Origin of the sequence: Paraburkholderia sp. BL9I2N2 (genome assembly GCF_004339745.1) — a bacterium.
Lineage (GTDB): Bacteria > Pseudomonadota > Gammaproteobacteria > Burkholderiales > Burkholderiaceae > Paraburkholderia.
The window spans coordinates 51411-70729 of record NZ_SMGP01000001.1; the positions used below are offsets into that span (position 1 = coordinate 51411).

Annotated in this window: 17 protein-coding genes; 9 read left to right on the forward strand and 8 right to left on the reverse strand. The window is 63.1% G+C overall.

From position 1 onward, the window contains the following. Window positions 1-286: 286 nt before the first annotated feature. Window positions 287-2023 carry a proline--tRNA ligase gene (locus tag B0G74_RS00245; RefSeq protein ID WP_132372970.1) on the forward strand — a complete coding sequence of 579 codons (1737 nt, stop codon included), beginning with the start codon at window positions 287-289 and terminating at the stop codon, window positions 2021-2023. A gap of 12 nt (window positions 2024-2035) precedes the next feature. Further along, on the forward strand, window positions 2036-2635 hold the full coding sequence (locus B0G74_RS00250) for a MarC family protein (protein ID WP_132372972.1): 600 nt from the start codon (window positions 2036-2038) through the stop codon (window positions 2633-2635). A 112-nt stretch (window positions 2636-2747) separates the two neighbouring features. Here B0G74_RS00250 and B0G74_RS00255 read toward each other — a convergent pair whose 3' ends face one another. Together B0G74_RS00255 and ffh are read right to left on the reverse strand one after the other, a co-directional pair. Continuing rightward, complete coding sequence (locus tag B0G74_RS00255) at window positions 2748-3299, reverse strand: hypoxanthine-guanine phosphoribosyltransferase (RefSeq protein ID WP_007180337.1); 552 nt, start codon at window positions 3297-3299, stop codon at window positions 2748-2750. A gap of 141 nt (window positions 3300-3440) precedes the next feature. Continuing rightward, the gene (ffh, locus tag B0G74_RS00260) at window positions 3441-4808 is read right to left on the reverse strand and encodes a signal recognition particle protein (RefSeq protein WP_132372974.1); all 1368 of its coding nucleotides are present in this window, start codon (window positions 4806-4808) and stop codon (window positions 3441-3443) included. Window positions 4809-4889: 81 nt separating this feature from the next. Here ffh and ccsA point away from each other — a divergent pair, with 81 nt between their 5' ends. From ccsA to B0G74_RS00295, 7 genes are all read left to right on the forward strand, one after another. Then, on the forward strand, window positions 4890-5819 hold the full coding sequence (ccsA, locus tag B0G74_RS00265) for a cytochrome c biogenesis protein CcsA (protein WP_132372976.1): 930 nt from the start codon (window positions 4890-4892) through the stop codon (window positions 5817-5819). A gap of 9 nt (window positions 5820-5828) precedes the next feature. Beyond that, window positions 5829-6143: a PP0621 family protein gene (locus B0G74_RS00270; RefSeq protein ID WP_132372978.1), complete on the forward strand. Its 315-nt coding sequence runs from the start codon at window positions 5829-5831 to the stop codon at window positions 6141-6143. After that, window positions 6140-6736 carry a 1,6-anhydro-N-acetylmuramyl-L-alanine amidase AmpD gene (gene ampD / locus B0G74_RS00275; protein WP_132372980.1) on the forward strand — a complete coding sequence of 199 codons (597 nt, stop codon included), beginning with the start codon at window positions 6140-6142 and terminating at the stop codon, window positions 6734-6736. The genes B0G74_RS00270 and ampD overlap by 4 nt, the downstream gene beginning before the upstream one ends. Window positions 6737-7278: 542 nt before the next feature. Next, on the forward strand, window positions 7279-10275 hold the full coding sequence (locus B0G74_RS00280) for a ribonucleoside-diphosphate reductase subunit alpha (RefSeq protein WP_132372982.1): 2997 nt from the start codon (window positions 7279-7281) through the stop codon (window positions 10273-10275). 724 nt (window positions 10276-10999) lie between these two features. Continuing rightward, window positions 11000-12235 carry a ribonucleotide-diphosphate reductase subunit beta gene (locus B0G74_RS00285; RefSeq protein WP_132372984.1) on the forward strand — a complete coding sequence of 412 codons (1236 nt, stop codon included), beginning with the start codon at window positions 11000-11002 and terminating at the stop codon, window positions 12233-12235. A gap of 86 nt (window positions 12236-12321) precedes the next feature. Further along, window positions 12322-12648: a hypothetical protein gene (locus tag B0G74_RS00290; protein ID WP_132372986.1), complete on the forward strand. Its 327-nt coding sequence runs from the start codon at window positions 12322-12324 to the stop codon at window positions 12646-12648. Window positions 12649-12678: 30 nt separating this feature from the next. Further along, window positions 12679-13296 (forward strand): histone H1-like DNA-binding protein, encoded by a 618-nt coding sequence (locus B0G74_RS00295; RefSeq protein ID WP_132372988.1) that lies wholly within the window; start codon window positions 12679-12681, stop codon window positions 13294-13296. Between the two features lie 237 nt (window positions 13297-13533). Here B0G74_RS00295 and B0G74_RS47405 read toward each other — a convergent pair whose 3' ends face one another. From B0G74_RS47405 to accC, 6 genes are all read right to left on the reverse strand, one after another. Then, complete coding sequence (locus B0G74_RS47405; RefSeq protein ID WP_132372990.1) at window positions 13534-14010, reverse strand: glycine zipper 2TM domain-containing protein; 477 nt, start codon at window positions 14008-14010, stop codon at window positions 13534-13536. 26 nt (window positions 14011-14036) lie between these two features. After that, a complete protein-coding gene (locus B0G74_RS00305) occupies window positions 14037-14975 on the reverse strand; it encodes a carbohydrate kinase family protein (RefSeq protein ID WP_132372992.1) in 939 nt (312 codons plus the stop codon). Between the two features lie 94 nt (window positions 14976-15069). Next, window positions 15070-15570, reverse strand: coding sequence for a thiol peroxidase (gene tpx, locus B0G74_RS00310; RefSeq protein ID WP_132372994.1), 501 nt, complete (start codon window positions 15568-15570; stop codon window positions 15070-15072). A 73-nt stretch (window positions 15571-15643) separates the two neighbouring features. Beyond that, window positions 15644-16936, reverse strand: coding sequence for a zinc-ribbon and DUF3426 domain-containing protein (locus tag B0G74_RS00315; protein ID WP_132372996.1), 1293 nt, complete (start codon window positions 16934-16936; stop codon window positions 15644-15646). 48 nt (window positions 16937-16984) lie between these two features. Then, window positions 16985-17887 carry a 50S ribosomal protein L11 methyltransferase gene (prmA, locus tag B0G74_RS00320; RefSeq protein ID WP_132372998.1) on the reverse strand — a complete coding sequence of 301 codons (903 nt, stop codon included), beginning with the start codon at window positions 17885-17887 and terminating at the stop codon, window positions 16985-16987. Window positions 17888-17890: 3 nt separating this feature from the next. Further along, window positions 17891-19258 (reverse strand): acetyl-CoA carboxylase biotin carboxylase subunit, encoded by a 1368-nt coding sequence (gene accC, locus B0G74_RS00325; RefSeq protein WP_132373000.1) that lies wholly within the window; start codon window positions 19256-19258, stop codon window positions 17891-17893. Window positions 19259-19319 lie beyond the last annotated feature (61 nt).

The following is a 19319-nucleotide window of genomic DNA, read 5'->3' on the forward strand; positions in this document are numbered from 1 at the left end:
CTTTGATTATAAACAGATAACGGGCCTGACGCACCGATTCGCACCAGATTGGAACGATTCGCCGCCAAAGGCCCGCGTTTGCGGTAGCCTGTCAGTCTTTCCGTGCCTTATCCCTTGTGCAAAGGCTTTGCGCGGCGGCTTCGGCGCCGCGGTCGGCTGCGATGTGCCGGTGTCAGTGGCATTGGCAGGTGAGCCGTGCCGGCTCAGAGCCGGATCTGTGTCGATTTCCCCACCGTTTTCACCTTTCGGGCGGTCCCTCCGGAGCCGCCGCTTTTGGATAATCTGAATGAAAGCTTCCCGTTTCTTTATCGGTACCCTCAAAGAAGCTCCCGCCGACGCAGAGATCGTCAGCCACAAGCTTATGGTGCGCGCCGGCATGATCCGGCGTGTTGCCGGCGGTATCTATAACTACCTGCCGGTCGGCCTGCGTTCGATCCGCAAGGTGGAAGCCATCGTGCGCGAAGAAATGAACCGGGCAGGCGCGATCGAGCTGTTGATGCCGGCGGTGCAGCCGGCCGAGCTGTGGCAGGAGTCGGGCCGCTGGGAGAAGTACGGCCCCGAACTGCTGCGCTTCAAGGATCGCAAGCAGTCCGATTTCGTCATCGGACCGACCCACGAAGAAGTGGTGACGGACATCGCGCGCAATCAGATCAAGAGCTATCGCCAGTTGCCGGTGAACTTCTACCAGATTCAGACCAAGTTCCGCGACGAGATCCGTCCGCGTTTCGGCGTGATGCGCGGCCGCGAGTTCATCATGAAAGACGCGTACTCGTTCGACAAGGACATGGACGGCCTGCGCGAGTCGTATCGCAACATGTACGACGCGTACGTGCGCATCTTCACGCGCCTCGGTCTGGACTTCCGCGCGGTGGCGGCGGACAACGGTTCGATCGGCGGCAGCGGTTCGCACGAATTCCACGTGATCGCCGAGACGGGTGAAGACGCGATCGCCTATTGCCCGACCTCCGAGTTCGCCGCGAACGTCGAAGCGGCCGAAGCGCTGCCGCTTTACGCGGAACGCGCGGCGCCGGCCGAAGAGATGAAGAAGACGCCCACGCCGGGCAAGGCGAAGTGCGAAGCGGTGGCCGAGCTGTTGAACATTCCGCTCGAGCGCACGATCAAGTCGATCATCCTTGCGACCGAAAACGAAGGCGCCGAGCCGACCATCTGGCTGCTGATGCTGCGCGGCGACCACGATCTGAACGAGATCAAGGCGAGCAAGCTGCCGGGTCTGGCCGACTTCCGCATGGCGACCGAGGCTGAAATCATCGAAACCTTCGGTACGCCGCCGGGTTACCTCGGCCCGATCGACACGAAGAAGCCGATCAAGGTCGTCGCGGATCGCACGGTCGCGAACATGAGCGACTTCGTGGTCGGCTCGAACGAGGTGGACTACCACACCACCGGTGTGAACTGGGGCCGCGATCTGCCGGAACCGGTCGTCGCCGACATTCGCAACGTGAAGAAGGGCGATCCGTCGCCGGACGGCAAGGGCGTGATCGACATCTGCCGCGGTATTGAGGTGGGTCACGTGTTCCAGCTCGGCACCAAGTATTCCGAAGCGATGAACGCGACCTGCCTCGACGAAACCGGCAAGCCGCGGCCGATGGAAATGGGCTGCTACGGTATCGGCGTGACGCGTATCCTGGGCGCCGCGATCGAACAGAATTTCGACGACAAGGGCATCATCTGGCCGGAATCGATTGCGCCGTTCGAAGTCGTGCTGTGCCCGATGGGCTATGACCGCAGCGAAGCCGTGCGCGCAGAAGCCGACAAGCTGTACGCGACATTGGTCGAAGCGGGCGTCGACGTGATCCTCGACGATCGCGGCGAACGCCCCGGCGTGATGTTCGCCGACTGGGAGCTGATCGGCGTGCCGCATCGCCTCGTGATCGGCGACCGTGGCCTCAAGGAAGGCAAGCTCGAATACCAGGGCCGCCGCGACGCTGAAGCGACGCTGCTGCCGGTCGAAGACGCCGCGCAAACGGTGATCGGGAAAGTTCGCGCAGCGTTGGTGCGCTAGGCGGAGCGCACGGTGGAGTACACCTTCGCCTCCGCGACCATCCTGCTGATTCTGATCACCGATCCGCTCGGCAACATCCCGCTCTTCGTCAGTTGTCTGCGCGGTGTGTCGCCGAAGCGGCGCACGATCGTCATTCTCCGTGAGGTGGCGATCGCCTTCATGATCCTGCTGACCTTCATGGTGGTCGGCGACGGTTTTCTGCGCATGATGAGTCTGACCGACCAGTCGTTGCGTATCGGCGGCGGGATCGTGCTGTTCCTCATCGCGCTCAGAATGGTGTTTCCGCATCCGGACGGCCCGTTGGGCGGCGACACGCGCGGCGGCGAACCGCTGATCGTGCCGCTCGCCATACCGGCACTGGCGGGTCCGTCGGCGTTGGCCACCGTGATGCTGCTGACGTCGCAGGCGCCCGGCAAGATGTTCGAGTGGATCGGTGCGCTGACCGTCACGATGATCGTCTGCGCGATCGTGCTGATGCTGGCGGAGCGCATCCAGGCGTGGCTCGGCGAGCGCGCCATGATGGCCTTCGAACGGCTGATGGGCCTCGTGCTGGTGGCGATTTCGGTGGAGATGATGCTTGGCGGTATCCGGTCGTTCGTGCATCAACTGTGATGCAGGAGCCGCCGGAGCGCTCAGCCTCGCACAGTACAGCGCAAAAAAAGCGGCCCGTGGGCCGCTTTTTCTATATCGATTCACCGCCCGTAGGCGGCCGCCTCTAAGAAGATCAGGCGCCTTCAGTCAGCGCGCGAATCGTGGGGAGGTTGCGCCAGTAACCCTTTGCATCCATGCCGCAACCGAACACATAGCGGTCCGGCACTTCGAAGCCGCAATAATCCGGACGCAGCGGCTTGGCCTTCGGAATGATCTTCTCGCACAGCACCGCGCTCAGGAAGCGCTTCGCGCCCATCGCGAGAATGCGGTCGCGGATCGCGGCCATCGTCTCGCCTTCGTCGAGAATGTCGTCGAGCACCAGTACGACGCGATCCTTCACCGACTCCGCCGGCGCCACGCGCCACTGCATCTCGTTGCCGCCCTTGGTGGTGTTGCGGTAGCGGGTCAGGTGGATGTAGTCGAACTCGAGCGGGAAATCGAGGTGCGGCAACAGCATGCCGGTGAACACCGCCGCGCCGCCCATGACCGACAGCACGAGCGGGAAGTCCTCGCTCATCTCGTCGCGGATGGCGGCCGCCATGCCGCTGATCGACGCATTGACGTCGTCGGCCGAAACGATTTCTTCGGAGTGGCTAAAAATGTGGAGAGCTTCTTCGCGGTTCATGACGTCTGACGGGCGGTAACTGTATACATAGTGTGGGTGAGATCGGCGGCGCGCGGTACAGAATAAACCCGCACGAATCCGGAGTCAGCCGCGCGTTCCGTGGTCCAGGTCGGAACGCGCGCGCCGCCGTCTTGCTAAAGCTTAGCGCATGCCGGGCAACATACCCTTCATGCCGCGCATCATCTTCTGCAGATTGCCGCCCTTGAGCTTTTTCATCATGGTGCGCATCTGGTCGTACTGATTCAGCATGCGGTTGACTTCCTGCACCTGCACGCCCGCGCCCGCGGCAATGCGGCGCTTGCGCGTGGCCTTGATGAGATCGGGCTTGGCACGCTCCAGCGGCGTCATGGAATTGATGATGCCTTCCATGCGGCGCATCTGCTTTTCGGCCTGGCTCATGTCAGCGCCGGCGGCGGCCTGCTGGAATTGCGCGGGCAGTTTGTCCATCAGCGACGACAGGCCGCCCATGCCCTTCATTTGCGTCAACTGTGCGCGGAAATCGTTTAGATCGAAGTCGCCGCCTTTCTTGACCTTGTCGGCGAGCTTCTGAGCGGCTTGAACGTCCACGCCGCGTTGCGCTTCTTCGACGAGGGCGAGAATGTCGCCCATGCCGAGAATCCGGTTCGCCATGCGATCCGGGTAGAAGACTTCGAGGCCGTCGAGCTTTTCCGCGACGCCGACGAACTTGATCGGCTTGCCCGTGACATGGCGCACGGAGAGCGCCGCGCCACCGCGCGAGTCGCCGTCGAGCTTGGTGAGGACCACGCCGGTGAGCGGCAGCGCGTCGCTAAAGGCCTTGGCGGTGTTGACCGCGTCCTGGCCGAGCATCGCGTCGACGACGAACAGCGTTTCCGCCGGCTTCAGCGTGTTATGCAGCGCGGTGATTTCCTGCATCATCGCTTCGTCGATACCGAGACGGCCGGCCGTGTCGACCAGCAGCACGTCGTGATAGTGGCGCTTGGCCCAATCCACGGCGGCGCGCGCGATGTCGACCGGCTTCTGATCCGGCTCCGACGGGAAGAAATCCGCGCCGACCTGCTCGGTCACCGTCTTCAACTGCGCGATAGCGGCGGGGCGGTAGACGTCGCACGAGACGGTCAGTACTTTCTTCTTGTACTTCTCGCGCAGCAGCTTGGCGAGCTTACCGACGGTGGTCGTCTTACCCGCGCCCTGCAGACCCGCCATCAGGATGACGGCCGGCGGCGTGACCGCGAGGTTCAGTTCGACCGCCTTGCCCTCGTAGTCGCCGCCGATGATCGCGGTCAGCTCGCGCTGCACCACGCCGACCAGCGCCTGACCCGGCGAGAGGCTGCTGATGACTTCCTCGCCGAGCGCCTTTTCCTTCACCTTGGCGATGAACTCGCGCACGACGGGCAGCGCCACGTCGGCCTCGAGCAGCGCAAGGCGCACCTCGCGCAGCATTTCCTGGGTGTTCGCCTCGGTGAGCCGGGCTTCGCCGCGCAGCGTCTTGACGACGCGCGCCATCCGTTGAGTCAGATTGTCGAGCATGGGGAGCGATGAACAGTGCGGCCCGGGCAGCGCGCGAAGCGGAAGACGTCGCGGAGTAGGGGCCTAGTGTAAACTTCGAATATGGATATTGTACTGTATGCCCTCACTGCGCTCCTCTACGGCGGTTTAGCCGTGGCCGGCTGGCGCTCGCACCGGCACGCCGCCATGCGTCCCATGCTCGAAAGCGTGCCGCCGGTGCCCGCCGCAGCGGCGCCCGTGTCGGCCCCATCGGCCGCTTCGGGTATGAGCGCGTCGGGCCGCGCGCTGCTGTTCGTGGCGCTGCTCGCCCACGGCGTGCTGCTGCATACCACCATCTTCCCGCAGAACGCGATGGTGTTCGGTTTCGCGTTCGCGCTGTCGGCCATGTTCTGGCTCGGCGCCGGCATCTACTGGATCGAGAGCTTTTTCTTTCCGCTCGACGGCTTGCGTCTGCTGGTCCTGCCGCTCGCCTGCGTCGCCTCGCTGTTGCCGCTCGCGTTCAACGGCGTGCGCGTGCTGCCGTATTCGGCCGCGCCGATGTTCAAGCTGCACTTCCTGATCGCCAACATCGCCTATGGTCTGTTTGCGATCGCGGCGCTGCACGCCATTCTGATGCTGCTGGTCGAGCGGCGTCTGCATGCCATGCGGGGCGGCATGGCGCAGCGGCACGCGGCTGCGGCGGGCAACGGCTGGCTGTCGAGCTGGCTCGATACGCTGCCGCCGCTCCTCACGCTGGAGAAGCTGCTGTTCCGTCTGATCGGCGCGGGTTTTGTCCTGCTGACGTTGACGCTGGTGTCGGGCATTCTGTTCAGCGAGCAACTGGTCGACCGCGCGTTGCGGCTCGATCACAAAACCGTGTTCGCGATTCTTTCCTGGGTGATGTTCGGTGCGCTGCTGACCGCGCGCAAGGTTTCCGGCTGGCGCGGCCGTGCGGCATTGCGCTGGGTGCTGGCGTCGTTCGTCGCGTTGTTGCTGGCGTACGTCGGCAGCCGTTTTGTTTTCGAGGTGCTGTTGCACCGTGCTGTAGTGTGAGCGTGTCCCATGCGACAAATATTTCTGCTGATCCTGTTGTTCATCGTCGGCCAGTGGCTGGTGAAGGCGCTGCGTCGTCATGACGCGCAGACGTCCCAACGCAGCGGCGCGAACGGCGCCGCGGGTGCCAAAGGCGCGAATGGTCCGAACGGCGGCGCGCGTGCTGCCGCGCCGGCGCAACTCGCCGAGCCGATGATCCGTTGCGTCGAGTGCGGCGTGCACGCGCCGAAGAGCGATTCCGTGGTGGTGGCGGGGCAGCCGTTCTGCAGCGCCGCGCACGCGCAGCGTCACGGCGCGCGACCCGCGGGCCGCGACGCTCGATGAGCGTCGAGTTCACCGTCGATACCGACGGTTGGGTCGCCGCCGCACGCAAACTGCCATCGCCGAATTTCGAAGCGCGGCCCGACGGGGCCGTGCCGACCCTGATCGTGGTTCACAACATCAGCCTGCCGCCCAACGAATTCGGCGGCACCGCGATCGCCGACTTGTTCCTCAATACGCTCGATTGCGACGCTCACCCGTACTACGATTCGCACCTGCGCGGCGTGCGGGTGTCGGCGCATTTCGTGATTCATCGCGACGGCGCGCTCGAGCAGTTCGTGTCGTGCAACGAGCGCGCGTGGCACGCCGGGCCGTCGAATTTTTTTGGTCGCGAGCGCTGCAATGATTTCTCGATCGGCATCGAGCTGGAGGGGAGCGACACTACGCCTTTCGAAGCAGCTCAATACCGCACGCTCGGCGCCCTCGTGAGCGCGCTCAAGGCCCGCTATCCGGTCGCGGCGCTCGCCGGTCACTCTGACATCGCCCCCGGTCGCAAGACCGATCCGGGGCCGCATTTCGAGTGGTCGCGTCTGCAGCGCGACACGTCGCTCGACGCTCAGTATTTCCCCTATCTCAAGTTTTCCAAAACGCCGTAACGACCCTTCGCGCAACTTCGCGTGATGCGAGGAGAACAAGGCGCCGCCTTGTTCTCCGGGGAGTCGGCTGCGCGCCGCGCCAAGCAAAAGTCAAGACTTCGAAAGCAAATAAAACGATTTGACCTGTCTCGATTCTCCACTATACTTGGTGCCACAAATCCAGTTTTGCACTATATCTTGTGTTGTGCTGTGCATAACCATGTGAATAACCAAGTGCACAACTGGGTGAATAAGTCAGCGGCGTCCGCTCTCCGAGCATGGCGCCGCAAGCATTTCAGGCAGCGAAAAAAATATTCCTGTGGCGCGGCCGGAGAGACCACCGGCGGCATTCAGAAGCATTCAGGAAAGGGGCTTGGCAAGTGATCGCGACACACACGATGAAGACCGTTATCAATTCGAACCAGGCTTCATCGCAGTCGCAGCCCGCCAACCGGCTCAGCCGGTCCCCTTCCTGCACCCCATCGCTTGCGCACGCGGCGGCGCAGCGTTCGTTTTAATCCGCGGATTTTCCCGCAACATTTCCAGGACCAGGAGCTTTGCACATGCAAACCACCGACAACGTGACGACCCGGTACGAGGGCTCACCGACTGGCCAGGCCTTTGGCCAGGCACAAGGCGCACAAGCGCTCGCGCCGCAAGCGACCTTCGCCGACTACAAGGTGATCCGCCGTAATGGCAGCGTCGTGTCGTTCGAACCGTCGAAAATCGCCATCGCCGTGACGAAGGCATTTCTGGCCGTGAACGGTGGTCAAGGCGCCGCCTCGGCGCGGGTGCGCGAACTGGTCGAGCAACTCACGCAGAACGTGGTGCGCGCCCTCGTGCGCAGCCGCCCGAACGGCGGCACGTTCCATATCGAAGACATTCAGGATCAGGTCGAACTCGCGCTGATGCGCGGCGGCGAGCACAACGTCGCACGTGCGTACGTGCTGTATCGCGAGAAGCGCACGCAAGCCCGCGGTCATGACGACCACATCGTGGCGAACACGCCGGGTCTGAACGTGACGGACAACGGCGTCACGCGTCCGCTGGATATGGCTGCCCTGCGCGGCATCATCGAACTCGCTTGCTCGAATCTCGGCGACGCCGTGAGCGCTGATCCGATCATCGCGGAGACGGTCAAGAATCTGTACGACGGCGTGCCGATGAGCCAGGTCTACGACTCGGCCATCCTGGCTGCCCGCACGATGATCGAAAAGGACCCGGCGTACAGCCAGGTCACCGCTCGCATTCTGCTGCACACGATCCGCCGCGAAATCCTCGAAGAGGAAGTCACGCAAACGGAAATGGGCGAGCGCTACGCCGAGTACTTCCCGCAGTTCATCAAGCGCGGCGTGCAAGCCGAGCTGCTCGACGACAAGCTGCTGCAGTTCGACCTGAAGCGCCTCGGCGCCGCGCTCGACAACAACCGCGACCTGCAATTCGGCTACCTCGGTCTGCAGACGCTGTACGACCGCTACTTCCTGCATCACGACGGTGTGCGCATCGAAATGCCGCAGGCATTCTTTATGCGTGTCGCGATGGGTCTGTCGCTGAACGAGATCGACCGTGAAGCGCGCGCGATCGAGTTTTACAACGTGCTGTCGAGCTTCGACTTCATGTCGTCCACGCCCACTTTGTTCAACTCGGGCACGCGCCGTTCGCAACTGTCGTCGTGCTACCTGACGACGGTGGACGACGACCTCGACGGCATCTACGAAGCGCTGAAGGAAAACGCGCTGCTGTCGAAGTTCGCCGGTGGCCTCGGCAACGACTGGACGCGCGTGCGTGCGCTCGGTTCGCACATCAAGGGCACCAATGGCAAGTCGCAAGGCGTCGTGCCGTTCCTGAAGGTCGTCAACGACACGGCGGTCGCCGTGAACCAGGGCGGCAAGCGCAAGGGCGCGGTGTGCGCGTACCTGGAATCGTGGCACCTGGACATCGAGGAATTTCTCGAGCTGCGCAAGAACACCGGCGACGACCGCCGCCGTACCCACGACATGAACACGGCGAACTGGATTCCCGACCTGTTCATGAAGCGCGTGATGGAAGGCGGCGACTGGACGCTGTTCTCGCCGTCCACCTGCCCGGACCTGCACGACAAGTTCGGCGCCGAGTTCGAAACGGCTTACACGGCTTACGAAGACAAGGTCGCGCGCGGTGAGATCAAGCTGTTCAAGAAGATCCCGGCGGCGCAACTGTGGCGCAAGATGCTGGGCATGCTGTTCGAAACCGGCCACCCGTGGATCACGTTCAAGGATCCGTGCAATGTGCGCTCGCCGCAACAGCACGTCGGCGTCGTCCACTCGTCGAACCTGTGCACGGAAATCACGCTGAACACCAGCGACGCCGAAATCGCCGTCTGCAACCTGGGCTCCGTGAACCTCGTCGCTCACCTGAAGGAACAGGCCGACGGCACCCTGGTGCTCGACCACGACAAGTTGAAGCGCACCGTCAGCGTGGCCATGCGCATGCTCGACAACGTGATCGACATCAACTACTACGCGGTCGCCAAGGCGCGTAACTCGAACCTGAAGCACCGTCCGGTCGGCATGGGCATCATGGGCTTCCAGGACTGCCTGCACCTGCTGCGCACGCCCTACGCGTCGGAAGAAGCGGTCAAGTTCGCCGACACGTCGATGGAAGCGGTCTGCTACTACGCTTACTACGCGTCGACGGAACTGGCGCAGGAACGCGGCCGCTACTCGAGCTACCGTGGTTCGCTGTGGGATCGCGGCATCCTGCCGCAAGACTCGGTGAAGCTGCTGGAGCAAGCGCGCGGCGGTTACGTGGAAGTCGATTCGAGCGAGTCGATGGACTGGACCGAACTGCGTTCGCGCATCGCCACTTACGGCATGCGTAACTCGAACTGCGTCGCGATCGCGCCGACGGCGACGATCTCGAACATCATCGGCGTGTCGGCTTGTATCGAACCGACCTTCCAGAACCTGTATGTGAAGTCGAATCTGTCGGGCGAATTCACGGTGGTCAACGACTACCTGGTGCGCGACCTGAAGGCGCGCGGCCTGTGGGACGAAGTGATGGTCGCCGACCTGAAGTACTTCGACGGCACGCTCTCGCGCATCGACCGGATCCCGGCCGACCTGCGCGCGATCTACGCCACCGCGTTCGAAGTCGATCCGAAGTGGCTGGTCGAAGCGGCCTCGCGTCGTCAGAAGTGGATCGACCAGGCGCAGTCGCTGAACATTTACATGGGCGGCGCATCGGGTAAGAAGCTCGACGAGATCTACAAGCTCGCATGGGTGCGCGGCCTGAAGACGACCTACTACCTCCGCACGATGGCGGCGACCCACGTCGAGAAGTCGACGGTGGCGCACGGCGCGCTGAACGCGGTGAGCTCGGGTGGCGGCGAAGGTTCGGGCGGTGCTGCCGGCGGCGCGGCGGGTGGCTTCGGCGTGAGCGGCGGCGCGGCTTCGGGTGGCATTCAGGCAGCGGCGGCCGCTCCGGCAGTCGCGGTTGAAGCAGCGCCGGAAGCGGATGGTCCGGTGTGCATGATGCGTCCGGGCGATCCAGGCTTCGACGAGTGCGAGGCTTGCCAGTAAGTAGTTGGCAAGTGCGCGGCAGGCAGCAGGATCGCTGCTTGCTGACGGGTCGTAGGTAATGACCCGCATGCAGCGAGTAGCGAAGCGAAGGAAGTGAAGTAGAAGTGAAGTCGGTGAGCGGCGCGGCGAGTGGAATACGAAGCGCGCCGTTCATCGCAACGCAGCGAAGCAGGGCAGGTCACTGAAGCCGTAACGCGGTCATCGTGACCCGGTCAATCAGCAGTCAGCAGTCGGCAGCACCAGACGAAGCGCGCGACACAGTGCGCGCAGCAAACGCTTCGATCGATGGGTCGATCAACGCAGCCGGCCCGATGCATCGCTCGACATTGCATTGAACTTCACCTCGCCAGCACTGACGAACAGGCAAACGCGAGGCAAACGCGAGGCAAGCGCGAGGCACGCAGGGCAAGCGCGAAGCAAGCGCGGACCACCGCGACGAGCAACGCGAGGCAGCAGTCAGCAGTCGCAAGACGCTACAAGCACGCTCCGCAATACAGATAGATAGAGCAGCGAAACGTCGCATCGACACGTTGCTCTTCGAGCTCGCGAAGCACTTCGACGACACACGTTCAACACGCTTCACATGAGGTGATGCACACACTCTGTTGAACAAAGTGTTGTATGAACGTAGCAACGCGAATCGAAAACAGGATTTTTCATCAGCGAACTCTTTTATCGCTCGTGAAAAGATGGTACAAACCGTTCTAAATTGATGGTGACATTTATGCTCAACTGGGATGACGAGATCACTGCCGTAACTCCCTCGAGCGCTACGCAACAGAATGTGTTGCGCAACGCTGCGGGATCGGCTGTCGGTTCGCAAGTCGGAACGCGTTCCGCTCCTCATGCTCCCTCGGCTCAAGACGTCTTCGCGAACGACATTGCTGTCGCTCCCGTCGCTCATGTGACCAACGCTGCTGCCGGAACGGCTGCCGTTTCGGAAGCGCGGGTCAACGTCGCCGACAAGCGCATCATCAACGGCCAGACCGACGTCAATCAGTTGGTGCCGTTCAAATACAAGTGGGCCTGGGAAAAGTATCTGGCTGGTTGTGCCAACCACTGGATGCCGCAAGAAGTGAACATGTCGCGCGACATCGCCCTCTGGAAAGACCCGAACGGTCTGACCGAAGACGAGCGCCGCATCGTCAAGCGCAACCTGGGCTTCTTCGTGACGGCCGATTCCCTCGCCGCCAACAATATCGTGCTGGGCACCTACCGCCACATCACGGCGCCCGAATGCCGCCAGTTCCTGCTGCGCCAGGCGTTCGAAGAGGCGATCCACACGCACGCCTACCAGTACATCGTCGAGTCCCTGGGCCTCGACGAAGGCGAAATCTTCAACGCGTATCACGAGGTTTCCTCGATCCGCGCGAAAGACGAATTCCTGATTCCGTTCATCCACACGCTGACCGACCCGGCCTTCAAGACCGGCACGCTCGAGGCAGACCAGACGCTGCTGCGCTCGCTGATCGTGTTCGCCTGTGTGATGGAAGGCCTGTTCTTCTACGTCGGCTTTACCCAAATCCTGGCGCTGGGTCGTCAGAACAAGATGACCGGCGCGGCGGAACAGTACCAGTACATCCTGCGCGACGAGTCGATGCACTGCAACTTCGGCATCGACCTGATCAACCAGATCAAACTCGAAAACCCGCAGCTCTGGACGGCTGAGTTCCGCGCGGAAATCCGCGAGATCTTCCAGCAAGCGGTCGAACTTGAATATCGTTACGCAGAAGACACGATGCCGCGCGGGGTGCTCGGCCTCAATGCGTCGATGTTCAAGAGCTATCTGCGCTTCATCTGCAACCGCCGTTGCCAGCAGATCGGTCTCGATCCGCTGTACCCGAACGAGGAAAACCCGTTCCCGTGGATGAGCGAGATGATCGACCTGAAGAAGGAACGCAACTTCTTCGAGACGCGAGTGATCGAATATCAGACTGGCGGCGCGCTGACCTGGGAGTGATCCGGGTTCGTGCTGCAGATGCATTCATCGATGGGGATGCCGTCGGCTTGGGCCGCGGCAATTTTGGTTAGGAGCAGAATCGCCTGATGCAAAGCATGCCCGGTGCGCCGCGTGCCTTCGCGGCCCACAACTATGACAGGCACTTTGCGAACCCTTCAGTGGGATGGGCAAACTTCCCCCCGGAAAAAGCCGCTGGCGTCATTGCCGGCGGCTCGATCAAGCAATTGCCGGCGTTGAGTTTTCACGCCGAACAGATCTGGCGCGCGGTGCCTTTCGGCACGGCGCGCCTTACCGCATTCATTAGCGTAAGCGCGCAGCACCTGCGTACGCCGATGAATAGCCCGCTTCGTAGCGCGCGCCCTGAGAAGCGTCCGCGGGAAGCGGGTTTTGACGAAGGGTGTAGTTTGAACTGACTCTCATCTGAAAACCTGAAGGAGAAAATGATGGCAACTGCAAAAAAAGCCGCCGCTAAGAAACCCGCAGCCAAGAAGGTCGCAGCAAAGAAGGCTGCTCCGGCTAAGAAAGCTGCTCCGGCAAAGAAAGTCGCTGCCAAGAAAGTGGCAGTGAAGAAGGTTGCAGCGAAGAAGGCAGCACCGGCCAAGAAGGCTGCAGCGAAGAAAGCTGCTCCGGCCAAGAAGGTTGCAGCCAAGAAAGTCGCAGTGAAGAAGGTTGCGGCGAAGAAGGCAGCACCGGCTAAGAAAGCCGCTGTGAAGAAGGTTGCAGCAAAGAAGGCAGCACCGGCCAAGAAGGCTGCAGCGAAGAAGGCTGCGCCGGCTAAGAAGGCTGCTGCCAAGAAAGCTGCGCCTGCGAAAAAGGCTGCTGCTAAAAAGGCTGCGCCCGCGAAAAAGGCTGCCGCTAAAAAGGCTGCGCCTGCCAAGAAGGCTGCCGCGAAGAAGGCCGCTGCTCCTGCCAAGAAGGCTGCCCCTGCGAAGAAGGCTGTCGCCAAGAAGGCGGCTCCCGCACCCGCAGCGACTTCCGTCTCGAGCGCACCGGCGGCGACGGTGAAGACCGCGCTGAACCCGGCAGCGGCATGGCCGTTCCCGACGGGCAGCCGTCCGTAAGCTGGACGACAAGCGGTAGAAGCACTTCGGCACGTCGCATGATGTGTCTGATGATCGAGTAGCGCTTGAGTAGCGTGGCGAGCGCTACTCGGTCAGGGTCCCGTTGCCAGTTTCCGGCGACGGGATTTTTTTTGCCCGGCGAGAAACTTGCAGGCGAAAAAAAACGCATGCACAGGGGAGGGCATGCGTGTGAGGTCGTCGCGGCGGCAGAAAGCCTCGCCGCGCGAGAGGGGAAACTTAGTGCGTGACGCGCGTGACGCCGCCGCTGGAGAGTAGCCGCACGCGCTCGCCGGCGCGGAAGATCTCGCCGGTGGCGCTTTGCGTGATGGCGCGCATGTCGCCGTTATCGAGCCGCACGGTGACCTCGAGACCGTCGCGCACGGCGACGCCGTTTTCGATCGAGTTGCCGGCCACCGCGCCCGCCAGACCGCCGATGATGCCCGTGATGATCGAGCCGGTGCCACCGCCGATCGTGCTGCCGGCTACCGCGCCCAAGGCGCCGCCGCCGATCGCGCCGATTCCGCTCGGCTGGCCGTTGTTCGAACTGATCTTCACTGCGCGCACGCTGTCGACCGTGCCCATGCGAACCGTTTCTTCACGCTGTGCCTGCGACGCCGTGTACACGTCCGCAGAACTGCTGTTGTACGCGCACCCCGACATGGCCAGCGAACCGGCAATCAAGGCGGCCACGACCAGGCGACTCATTGTTCTCATTCCCTGAACTCCAATAGCTCTCGGTATTACGGCAGGTCGTACCCGAACGCCTGCTTGAACCGCTCGTTGATCTCGGCCCGGCCGGGCGCATAGTTTTGCGGGCCCTGATGTTCGATCTTCAGCGCGCCCATCAGGCTCGCCAGACGGCCGGTGGTGGCCCAGCCGAGCTTGTTTTCGATGCCGTACAGCAAGCCGCCGCGGAACGCGTCGCCGCAACCTGTCGGATCGAGCACTTGCTGTGCCTTGACCGCCGGAATCTCTTCGATGCCACCCGCATGATGGATCTGCGCGCCTTGCTCGCCGAGCGTGACGATCAGCGCCTCCACCTTGCCGGCGATCTCTTCGATCGACCAACCCGTTTTATTGCTCACCAGTTTGGCTTCGTAATCATTGACCGCTACATAGGTAGCGAGTTCAATCATGCGCCGCAGCGACGCGCCGTCGAAGAGCGGCAGGCCCTGGCCCGGATCGAAGATGAACGGCACGCCTGCGGCCGCCAGATGCTCGGCGTGCTGGATCATGCCGTCGTAACCGTCCGGCCCGACGATGCCGAGCGTGATGCCCTTGGCCTCGTCGGCGCGATTCAGATGCGACTGCATCATCGCGCCCGGGTGGAACGCGGTGATCTGATTGTTTTCCAGATCCGTGGTGATCATTGCCTGCGCCGTATAGGCGTCCGGCACGACCAGCACGCTCTCCGTCGACAGGCCGAGCTGCTTGAACCGGTCCATATAGAGCTGCGCGTCGACCGAGCCGAGCGTGCCCATGATGCGCGCGTCGCCGCCCAGCAGATGCAGCGAGTAGGCGATGTTGCCCGCGCAGCCGCCGAACTCGCGGCGCATGGTCGGCACGAGAAAGCTGACGTTCAGGATGTGGACCTGCTCCGGCAGGATGTGCTCCCGGAACCGGCCTTCGAAGGTCATGATGTTGTCGTAGGCGAGCGAGCCGCAAATCAGCGTAGCCAAGGCGAGCGTTCCTGTAAAAACGATAAAGAGAATGGGCGCGACGACGTGACAGCGCCGCGCATGAAGCGCGGCGCCGGGTTCGTGCGCGAAGGTGTTACTTCAGCGCGGCGAGGGCTGCGTCGTAGTTCGGTTCGTTCTTGATTTCGCCGACCAGTTCCGCGTGAACGACCTTGTCGTTCTCGTCGACCACCACCACGGCGCGTGCCGTCAGGCCGGTCAGCGGGCCGCTCGTCACGTCGACACCGTAGGCTTGCGCGAACTCATGGCCGCGGAAGGTGGACGCCGTGACGACGTTCTCGATGCCTTCGGTCGTGCAGAAGCGCGACGCGGCGAACGGCAGGTCGCCCGACACGACGATCACAGCCGTGTTGGTCAGCTTGGCCGCGGCTTCGTTGAACTTGCGGGTCGAGGTGGCGCAAGTCGGCGTGTCGAGGCTCGGGACAATGTTCAGCACTTTGCGCTTGCCGGCGAAATCGGCGAGCGACAGCGTCTTCAGATCCTTGCCGACCAGCGAGAAAGCGGGAGCGGCCTGGCCTACCGACGGGAACGTGCCAGCTAATTCGATCGGGTTGCCACCCAGCGTGACTTGACTCATGTTGTCGTGCTCCGAAAAATCGTCAGGATTGACGGTGAACGCGCCCGGTCAGCGCCAGGCGCGCGAGGATGCGTTACGGATAAAAAATCTGTACGCGGAAATTGGAAGCGACCGCATTGCCCGTGTCGAGATGCACGATCATGGTCTGAGTCGTATGCGCGGGCAGGCCGGCCGCGATCTGCGTGCCGGGCGGGACGTAGTCTTGCGGCCACAGCACGCGGCGTACTGCGACGTTGTTCTGGTCGTCGAGCAGCGTGAGTTCGATGGCCGGATACGCGAGCGCAATATTGAAGCGGTTGCGCAGCGGCATCTTCAGTTCGAGCTTGTGCGGGCCGTCGATTTGCCGCAGATCGGACGGCTCGACCTGCAAACCGTCAATGTCGTGCGGCGGCGTGACCTGGCAGCCGAGCGTCAAGCAGGCCTTCGCGTAGAGCGTCTGCGAGCGCGGGAAATACACCATCACCGTTTCGCGTTGCCACCAGGCGAGCTGCGCGAGCAGCGCGATGATCAATAGCGCCGCCACCACCGAGCCGGCGATGATCCAGCCCATGCGCCGCGGTTCAGCCGGGCGGGTTTCGCGCACCACGGGGAAGGGATCGGCGCCGTCGTTGACGGGCTGCACGGAGAAGGGCTCACCGCTGGGGGAGACCGGGCCAGTGGCGGCGGCCGGGCCGGCGGCAGCAAAGCCGGCTGCGCCTGCGCCCGCAGCACCTACGCCGGCAGCGCCTACGCCGGCCGCACCTACGCCGGCCGCACCGAAACGCGGCTCATTGTCAGGAATGCCATACAAGGTAGCCGGCTCGTCCAGAACCGGCTCTTCGAGCGGCACATCCAGCGGCGCGTCGGAAGCGCGCTCGGTCTTGTGCCAGACGCGCGGCGCTGCTTCCTCGGGTGGATCGAGGTGATAAGCGAAGGGGTCGAGCGGCGCGTCCGCGATCAGTGGTTCCTCGTCGGGCGGAAGCGGTGCGGAGGATGCGCCGGGCGGGAGCTCGGGTTCCGTAGCGTGACGCGGTGTGACCGCGACGCCTGCGCCGGTGGAAACCGGTGAGAGCGGCACATTGCTGGCGTTGTGACGCAGACGGCTGTCGATGGCGGCGTCGGGTGACGGCGCCCACGGATCCCATGCTTCGGCGCTGAAGTCGGGGCCATTGGGACGCACGCCCGAAAGCGCTTCGATCGCCGCGGCTGCGGCAACCGGTTTGGCGGTCGAGAAGTCACCGCCTTCGCTGATGTCGAACAGGCTGCTCGACGCGTCGAATACTTCCTGGCAATGCCCGCAGCGCACCAGGCCGCGGCGCAGCGCAAGTTGTTCCGTTTGCAGGCGGAAGACGGTTTCGCAGAAGGGGCAACGTGTTGCCAGGAGCATATTGAGCCGATAAGCCGGAAGGCCGTTGGTTGGACAATACGCCTTATTCTAATGGCTTTCGCGACGCGTTCCCGCCAGACATACCCAACCTTCGTGTTCGCGCCATACGCTGATGTCGATCCACCGTGAGTAGACCTGTGCGACCTCGTCCGCTTGCCGCGCCAGAATGCCGGACAGCGCGATCTTGCCAGCCGGTTTGACCTTCGACGAGAGCATCGAGGCCATCAGCTTGAGCGGGTTGGACAGGATATTGGCGACCACGATATCGAACTCGCCGGTAGGGCATTCGTCGGGCAAACCGTACGTGACTTCCGCACGATTGCGCTCGCTGTTGTGGCGCGCCGATTCGACCGCTTGCGGATCGATGTCGATGCCGTACACGGGATTGGCGCCGCACTTTTTCGCGAGGATCGCGAGAATGCCGGAGCCGCAGCCGTAGTCGAGGACCGATTGCTCGGGTTCGACCGACTGCTCCAGCCATTCCATGCAAAGCCGCGTAGTGGGATGGCTGCCGGTGCCGAAGGCGAGCCCCGGATCCAGTTCCAGCACCAGTGCTTCGGGGTCCGGCGCGTCGTGCCACGACGGCACGACCCAGATGCGCTCGCCGATCTTGATCGGATCGAACTGCGACTGCGTGAGCCGCACCCAATCCTGATCTTCGACTTCACGCACAGTGAACGACGGCGTCGCCGCCAACCCGATTTCGTTGGCTGCCGCGGTGAGCAGCACCGCCGGCTCGTGTTCCGGCGCGAGCAGCGCGATCACGCGCGAACGCTGCCACGCCGTGCGATCCGGCGTGAGACCGGGCTCGCCGAACAGCGGCTGCTCGTCGGGCGTGTCGGCGTCCGCATCTTCGACCGACACGGACAACGCGCCCAACTCGAGCAGCGCGTCGGAGAATTCCTCCGCGTGCTCGCGTGCCAGCTCGGCGATCAGTTCCCGGTAGCTCATGAGTTACGCTTCTTCCGGCGCGGCCTGCAGCTTCGCGGCCAGGCGGTTTTCGAGGTAGTGAATGCTGGTGCCGCCTTCGACGAATTTCGCGTCCAGCATCAGCTCGCGGTGCAGCGGGATGTTGGTCTGAATGCCTTCCACCACCATCTCCGACAACGCAATGCGCATGCGCTTGATCGCCTGTTCGCGCGTCGCGCCGTAAGCGATCAGCTTGCCGATCATCGAATCATAGTTCGGCGGCACGAAATAGCCATTGTAGGCGTGCGAGTCGACGCGGATGCCGGGGCCGCCCGGCATGTGCCACGACGTCAGGCGTCCCGGCGACGGAATGAACTTGAACGGATCTTCCGCGTTGATCCGGCATTCGATCGCGTGACCCTTGAACACGATGTCGCGCTGACGGAAGGCGAGCTTTTCGCCGGCCGCAATGCGGATCTGTTCCTGCACGATGTCGACGCCCGTGATCAGCTCCGTCACCGGATGCTCGACCTGTACGCGCGTGTTCATTTCGATGAAGTAGAACTCGCCGTTTTCGTAGAGGAACTCGAAGGTGCCCGCGCCGAGATAGCCCATCTTCTTGCAGGCGTCCGCGCAACGATCGCCGATGCGGTCGATCAGGCGGCGCGCGATACCCGGCGCCGGCGCCTCTTCGATCACTTTCTGGTGACGGCGCTGCATCGAGCAATCACGCTCGCCCAGCCAGACGGCGTTCTTGAGCGAATCGGCCAGCACCTGTATTTCGATGTGCCGCGGGTTCTCCAGGAATTTCTCCATGTAGACCTGCGGGTTGCCGAACGCACGGCCGGCTTCTTCGCGCGTCATGTTGACCGCGTTGACCAGCGCCGCTTCCGTGTGGACCACACGCATCCCGCGGCCACCGCCGCCGCCGGCGGCCTTGATGATGACCGGATAGCCGACCTGGCGGGCAATCTTCACGATCTCTTTCGGATCTTCCGGCAACGCGCCTTCCGAACCCGGCACGCAAGGCACGCCGGTCTTGATCATGGTCTGCTTGGCCGTGACCTTGTCGCCCATCATCCGGATCGTTTCCGGGCGCGGGCCGATGAAGGTGAAGCCGGACTGTTCGACACGTTCGGCGAAGTCGGCGTTTTCCGAGAGGAAGCCGTAGCCGGGGTGAATCGCTTCGGCGTCGGTGACTTCCGCCGCGCTGATCAGCGCGGGCATGTTCAGGTAGCTCAGATTCGAAGGCGCCGGGCCGATACAGACGGCCTCGTCGGCGAGCTTCACGTACTTGGCTTCCTTGTCGGCTTCAGAATAAACGACGACGGTCTTGACGCCGAGTTCGCGGCAGGCGCGCTGGATACGAAGCGCGATCTCGCCGCGATTGGCAATGAGGATTTTTTCAAACATAGCGGGTTTTCGACTCATCAATGGGCGCCGGGTTGATCACAACGCCGGCTGCCTCAGAGGA